The organism is Vibrio ruber DSM 16370, from assembly GCF_900163965.1.
In the GTDB taxonomy this organism is placed as follows: Bacteria; Pseudomonadota; Gammaproteobacteria; order Enterobacterales; family Vibrionaceae; genus Vibrio; species Vibrio ruber.
Genome location: NZ_FULE01000001.1, coordinates 21,834 through 27,833, shown reverse-complemented (window position 1 = coordinate 27,833; position 6,000 = coordinate 21,834). Strand labels below are relative to the sequence as shown.

7 protein-coding genes and 1 tRNA gene are annotated in these 6,000 nt (G+C 44.6%); 5 read left to right on the top strand and 3 right to left on the bottom strand.

The features are described 5' to 3' along the window. Nucleotides 1-164: transposase (locus VR7878_RS00135; protein ID WP_139343958.1), on the bottom strand; the 164-nt coding region annotated here is incomplete at its 3' end. A gap of 71 nt (nt 165-235) precedes the next feature. Between VR7878_RS00135 and VR7878_RS00130 the strand changes: the two genes are divergently transcribed. The 4 genes from VR7878_RS00130 (at nt 236) to modC (ending at nt 4,205) form a co-directional block, all read left to right on the top strand. Continuing rightward, nucleotides 236-1,474 carry a GGDEF domain-containing protein gene (locus VR7878_RS00130; RefSeq protein WP_077332270.1) on the top strand — a complete coding sequence of 413 codons (1,239 nt, stop codon included), beginning with the start codon at nt 236-238 and terminating at the stop codon, nt 1,472-1,474. A 221-nt stretch (nt 1,475-1,695) separates the two neighbouring features. Next, nucleotides 1,696-2,442, top strand: coding sequence for a molybdate ABC transporter substrate-binding protein (gene modA, locus VR7878_RS00125; protein WP_077332268.1), 747 nt, complete (start codon nt 1,696-1,698; stop codon nt 2,440-2,442). A 4-nt stretch (nt 2,443-2,446) separates the two neighbouring features. Next, entirely contained in the window at nt 2,447-3,121 is a 675-nt protein-coding gene (modB, locus tag VR7878_RS00120; protein WP_077332266.1) for a molybdate ABC transporter permease subunit, read from the top strand. Between the two features lie 4 nt (nt 3,122-3,125). Continuing rightward, nucleotides 3,126-4,205 carry a molybdenum ABC transporter ATP-binding protein gene (modC, locus tag VR7878_RS00115; RefSeq protein ID WP_077332264.1) on the top strand — a complete coding sequence of 360 codons (1,080 nt, stop codon included), beginning with the start codon at nt 3,126-3,128 and terminating at the stop codon, nt 4,203-4,205. Between the two features lie 76 nt (nt 4,206-4,281). Here modC and VR7878_RS00110 read toward each other — a convergent pair whose 3' ends face one another. Further along, on the bottom strand, nt 4,282-4,473 hold the full coding sequence (locus VR7878_RS00110) for a hypothetical protein (RefSeq protein WP_077332262.1): 192 nt from the start codon (nt 4,471-4,473) through the stop codon (nt 4,282-4,284). A gap of 239 nt (nt 4,474-4,712) precedes the next feature. On the opposite strand from VR7878_RS00110, the gene VR7878_RS00105 reads away from it, so the two are divergent. Beyond that, nucleotides 4,713-4,787, top strand: a tRNA-Gly gene (locus tag VR7878_RS00105). Nucleotides 4,788-4,860: 73 nt separating this feature from the next. On the opposite strand, the gene melR is transcribed toward VR7878_RS00105, so the two are convergent. Beyond that, nucleotides 4,861-5,763, bottom strand: a complete 903-nt coding sequence (gene melR / locus VR7878_RS00100; RefSeq protein ID WP_077332260.1) for a transcriptional regulator MelR — start codon at nt 5,761-5,763, stop codon at nt 4,861-4,863. Nucleotides 5,764-6,000: the final 237 nt, after the last annotated feature.

Here is a 6,000-nt window from a genome sequence, read left to right as displayed (position 1 = left end):
AGCCGACGGGCTTCGGAGACATCCATTCCCGCATATTTTTTGCGCCAGGTGTAAAAAGTCGCATCCGAGATCCCGTGTTTACGGCACAACTCCCTGACGGGAATACCTGCTTCGGCTTCTTTAAGAATGGTAATGATCTGTTGTTCGTTGAATCGCTTCTTCATGTTCATCATCTCCTTGGTTGGATGAACATCACTAAGTATAGACTGGACTAGATTTAGGGGAGCAGGTCAGATTGATTGTTTTTTCACTCTGGAGCTTAGCCAAAGAGCAGCAACAAACTCGGAATAATTTAGAATCGATTATGCAGATTCAGTTGAGTATTGATTCACTGCGTAGCCAGTTATGGGGATTCTTACAATATGAAGATGCCGATATGCTGAAGCAGGTTTCTGCTGCACAGCAAAGACTATCGGAAAAATTAGATCAGTTTGCTTATTCGGATCGTCATACGAGAAATATGATCCGGATGAATGAAAATTTATCGGTGTTGATTGCTCAGGAAAGCAAATACGGTCAGGCTGCCATGCGAATGGAAGGGAAGATGTCAGGCCGGGATTTATTACACGCCCGATACAATATGCTCGTGCAAAATATGACGGAAGACCTGCTCGAGCTGCAAAGGAAAAAGCTGAACCAAAGCCGTGAAAATCAACGGCTCACTTTGATTCTGGCAGCTACGAATTTATTGATTTTTTCTGCATTTGTCTGGGTTTTTGCGTTGCAAATTTATCGGCATTTCCAGTCTGGCTTTAAGGCACTGAAACATGGTTTCCATGAACTATCTCAAGGGAAGTTGAGCAGTCAAATCGAAACAAACCATTTAGACTCGGAATTTGTCGCACTGGCGGATTTATTCCACCAGATGAAAAGTGCATTGAGAAAAACAATGATATCCCGGGATGATTTGCAAACCGAAGTTCATCGACAAACCGAAGAATTAAAAGCACAAAAAGAGCGTTTGCTCTTTTTGTCTGAACATGATTACCTGACCGGATTGCTGAATCGACGAGCTTTTGAGGAGCATCTGGAATGTGCTTTAATCAAAGCGCGCCGCTCCGGACTGAAAGTGGTGGTCTTGTTTTTAGATTTGGATAAATTTAAGCATGTCAATGATAATTACGGACATGAAATTGGTGATGAATTAATTCGCAGTATTGGCGAACGTATTCATCATCACATCCGAACTGCTGATTTTGCCGGACGCATCGGTGGTGATGAGTTTGTCATTTGTTTGAATTTACTGGAAAGTGTCGATTGTATCGAAGCTCGGATTCAGCGGTTGTCAGAGGAGATTTCACAACCGATTTCTGTCAATGACATACAAATTTCTGTCGGGGTCAGTATCGGGATGAGCTGTTTCCCGGATGATGCAGCCAGTAAACAAGGGCTGCTGTCTCATGCTGACCAATCAATGTACGAAATCAAATATGAAAAGCGTAGTGAAGCTCTGAATATTTCAGATGTGGTATGAGTCTGAGGCTATTTTCTTCATTTCCCTCTATATTTCTTAGATTTATCAATCCATTATTTTTTCACCTCTCAAAGATTGCGATACATTGTTGAGATTGCTTTGGAGCCACGGTCTGAATTTTTTCAGTTGAAACTTCATCTTAGGCTGACTTCGGTATATTCTGGTGCGATTGATGGATATTCAATGGGTTGAGTTATCATCTATCGACGAGGAACATCAGTATGGAAGTTCGTTTTATCGCGCTAGTGAGTGGGATGTTATTGAGCGCGTCTTGCTGGTCAGCTGACGCTTTATTTGCGGTTGCGAATAATTTTTATCGGCCGATGAAGGCGCTGAGTCAGGATTTTGAATCACAGTTTCCACACCATATCGAAATTTCAACCGGTGCGACCGGACAGTTGTATGTTCAGATCACACAGGGGGCACCGTTTGATCTGTTTTTTGCCGCTGATACTGTCCGCCCGGCCAAATTGGTTCAAGCCCGACAGGCGAGTGAGCAATTTACTTATGCGCGAGGCACGTTAGTTTTATGGTCGGCGCAGCCGAAGATTGCGGTGAAAGAGCGCTTACTGAGCGGAGCATATACACATCTTGCAATGGCAAATCCGCAATTGGCACCATATGGGCTTGCAGCACAACAGGCTCTTGAAAAAATGGGCTTATATACGAAAATTCAGGATAAAATTGTTCAAGGTAAAGGGCTCAATCCCACATTCCAGTTTATTGCCACCGGGAATGCGGCGCTGGGATTTGTCGCAAAATCTCAGGTTTATCAGAATAACCATTATCAGTCCGGTTCTTACTGGGAAGTCCCGTTTGAAGATTATGCTCCCATCCGACAAGATGCGGTGGTATTACCTGCCGGGCAGACCAATGAGGCCGCGCAGGCATTTCTCAATTATCTGAAGACGGACAGGGCACAAAATATTATCCGGAGTTATGGATATCGGTCAGTGAACGAAAGGTAAAAGGATGGAAATTGACAGCGTTGTTGTGCTGACAACCTTAAAACTAGCCGGGGCCGTGACGTTCAGTTTGCTGGTGATTGGGATCCCGGTTGCTTGGTGGCTATGTGTTTCCAAATGTCGTTATAAAGGCGTTGTTGAAGCTATCTGTTCCCTGCCGATGGTGTTACCCCCGACGGTGCTGGGCTTTTATCTGTTACTTCTGTTTTCACCTCAAAACGTCATTGGGCAGTTATTGCAACAGCTTCATCTGGGGCAGTTACCTTTTTCTTTTACCGGCATTGCTATTGCTTGTACGATCCACTCTTTTCCATTCGTCTTACAGCCTTTGAAAAATGCTTTTCTCGCGATTGGTCAATTACCGATTGAAGTTGCGGCAACGCTCAGAGCCTCTCCGTGGGATCGGTTCTGTTCCGTGATTTTGCCGTTAGCCTGGCCGGGCATTTTTTCGGCAGCCATCATGGGGTTTTGTCATTCATTGGGCGAATTCGGGGTTGTTTTGATGATTGGTGGTAATATTCCGGGTAAAACTCGGGTCATGTCAGTTGAAATATACAACTACGTTGAAGCGCTTGAATTTGGTAAAGCACATTTACTGGCCGGCAGTCTGGTTGCTTTCTCTTTTATTGCTCTGCTAGTGATGTATTGGTTGAATCATCGCTATCGTTATTCGGAGAGGTAAGTTTTTGAGTTCTATCGATGCGACATTCGCCATCCGCTATCCTGACTTCTCTTTCGCAGTTGATTTAACGCTGCCTGCTTCGGGCATTACCGTATTATTCGGGCCTTCCGGTTCAGGGAAAACAACATGTCTGCGTGCAATTGCCGGATTGGAACATCCTGAATACGGAAGTTTGCGAATCGGTGATGAGGTTTGGCAGTGTTCTGAACAAGGGGTTTTTATCCCGACATATCAGCGTGATATTGGTTATGTTTTTCAGGAAGCCGGATTATTTCCGCATTTATCTGTTCAGCAGAATCTGGAATACGGTTACCGACGGATTCCGGCCAGTAAACGGCGGATTTCCGTTGACAGTATTTGTCGCTTTATCGGGGTGAGCCATTTGTTGGAGCGCTCGGTTCATCAACTCTCAGGGGGAGAGAAACAGCGAATCGCGATTGCACGGGCGCTGCTGACTTGCCCCAAATTATTATTGATGGATGAGCCGTTATCTGCACTGGATATTAAGCTGAAAGCCGAGATCCTACCGTATTTGGAGAAAATTCATCAGGAACTGTCTATTCCGGTGATTTATGTGACGCATTCTGTTCGGGAGCTGGCTCGTTTAGCCGACCATGTGGTGTTGTTCCAAAACGGACGAGTGATTGTCAGTGACCAAGCTGAGGTTGTGATGTCCGATCCCAGTTATCAGGATATATTTGGTGAGGAGCTGGGCAGTATTTTTGATACCCGGGTTGTTGACCATCATCCTGATCGGATCACACAACTTGATAGTGACGGTGTCACTATTTGGGCGCCCGGACACATCGGGGAGAAAGACGAGCTATATCGCTGCCGGGTGTTAGCTTCTGATGTCAGTCTTGCACTGCATGAGCCGGAACAAACCACCATGCTCAACCGTTTGCCGGCTGAGATTATTGATATTGACTACCACAAAGAACAGCAAGGACAGGTGATTGTGGTACTGGCGTTGTCCGGTCATCATCGTTTATTAGCAAAAATCACGATGAGATCTGCATCTGAGTTAGGGTTATCGCCCGGTATGGCGGTGTGGGCACAGATTAAATCCGTTGCTTTGTCCTAGCGGGAAACGCATATAAATATGCCCGAATAGCATCAGCTATCCGGGCATATTTGTGTCAAAGCCGGTTCTGTTACGATTACCGCCACTCATCATCCAAGAAATCTTTTCCTTCCAGTACATACGGGCCTTCATCATGCATGGAATACTCTACGAGTCCCTGTAAATGTTCTAATTGTTGTTCCAGATGATTGACGGTTTGGTAATCACCTTCGGAGCAAGCAACATAGATCTGCTGCTCAAGTGATTCAATACGATCGCGAATGTTCATATTGCACCTCCTACTATCGATGATATCACTATGGTACTCACTGTTATTGTAGTCAAATGATCGCGAGGCGAAAACTTTTCTACTCCGACTAGTGACGGAGATTAAAATCACTATTTTTATGGTTATTCAGTAACCGATTGATATTCATCTGCTGATGAAGTGTGCAAACAAACGGCTTTCAGGCAAAAAGCGCTTTCCTTTTTCTCTGGTTGTGGCATCTTATCCCCCTCAGCCGATATGTGGGCATCGTATAATGGCTATTACCTCAGCCTTCCAAGCTGATGATGCGGGTTCGATTCCCGCTGCCCGCTCCAGTTTTTCTGCTCTCTTCCCATTGCCACCTACATGGCAGACATACTTCTGTCTCACGCTTTGTTATTCAACTATCTACGCTGTCTTTTGTTGCTGACTTTGTGCCCGAAATGCTTGTGGGGTCATCCCGGTATGGCTTTTGAATGCAGCAAAGAAAGAGCTCGGATACTTAAAACCACTATGGATCGCAATATTTTTAATCGGGTGACGGGTGTTACTGAGTAACACTTTGGCGTGGTTGATACGCATAATAATCAAATATTGCCTGATAGAAACACTGAGCATGTTTTTAAACAGACTCATGGCATACTTGGGATGAAGTTTGACATGAGCGGCAATGTCTTCAACTTTAATATCCTGATTGTGGTGATTGGCAATATAATCCAGTATCAACTGTACATTTTTATAACCGGTATAATGAGTATGATGTAACGCGGTATCACGCATAAAGCTAAACATTTCGACATCATAGTTATACGAGCAAAGCCGGCGCAGCATTAAAAAGATCTCTTCTTGGACAATCTGATTCCGGATCTGATGACCTTCTCGATACGTCGCCATCCAGCGTTGATTTTCTGCAAAACTGATAACATCAGCATGCGTGGCGGAGATCGCGCCACCATTCATAATCTGTTGCACAAATTCTTGAGGCAGTGGCCAGCTTAAAAACATATTGAGCGGGATATTGATAATCCCCATCAGGGCATCATCGCTGGTTTTCCTGACACGGTGGGGAGTGACAGCCCAGAACAAGGCCAGCTGGCCAGATTCTATCAGTACGTCAGTATGATTGAACGTATACGTCAATGTCCCCTGATAAAGAATGTTCACTTCAATTTGCTGGTGCCAGTGATATTCCGGCATATAAAAGGGGCGACGCAGCTCAAAACTTAACGTCGCTTCCCCCTCAAGTAATGGACCATCATGGTCGGCCGGAGCATTGTGATTGTCTTGTGGGTCAGTGAATGATTCATCCATATTGTGATTCCGTATGTACCTGAATGAACATACCTCTTTGCATAATTAGGTCACTGGTAAGTGTCTAAAAGTAAGATGGAATGATGTGAGTCAACACGGTCGATGTCTCTGTACTATGAGAAATATCATAGAGATATATTATGGTTCTTGCATGACTAAAGTCCATGGTGCAGTTGGATTATTTTATCAAATAGTCTGGAAAAGTAAGATTTTGTGATATATGCGCTGAATGTGATT

Excerpts from the sequence above, each read along its gene's own strand:
- modB (WP_077332266.1), top strand. The coding sequence starts at position 2,447 with ATGGAAATTGACAGCGTTGTTGTGCTGACAACCTTAAAACTAGCCGGG.
- VR7878_RS00110 (WP_077332262.1), bottom strand. The coding sequence starts at position 4,473 with ATGAACATTCGCGATCGTATTGAATCACTTGAGCAGCAGATCTATGTT.
- modA (WP_077332268.1), top strand. The coding sequence starts at position 1,696 with ATGGAAGTTCGTTTTATCGCGCTAGTGAGTGGGATGTTATTGAGCGCG.
- melR (WP_077332260.1), bottom strand. The coding sequence starts at position 5,763 with ATGGATGAATCATTCACTGACCCACAAGACAATCACAATGCTCCGGCC.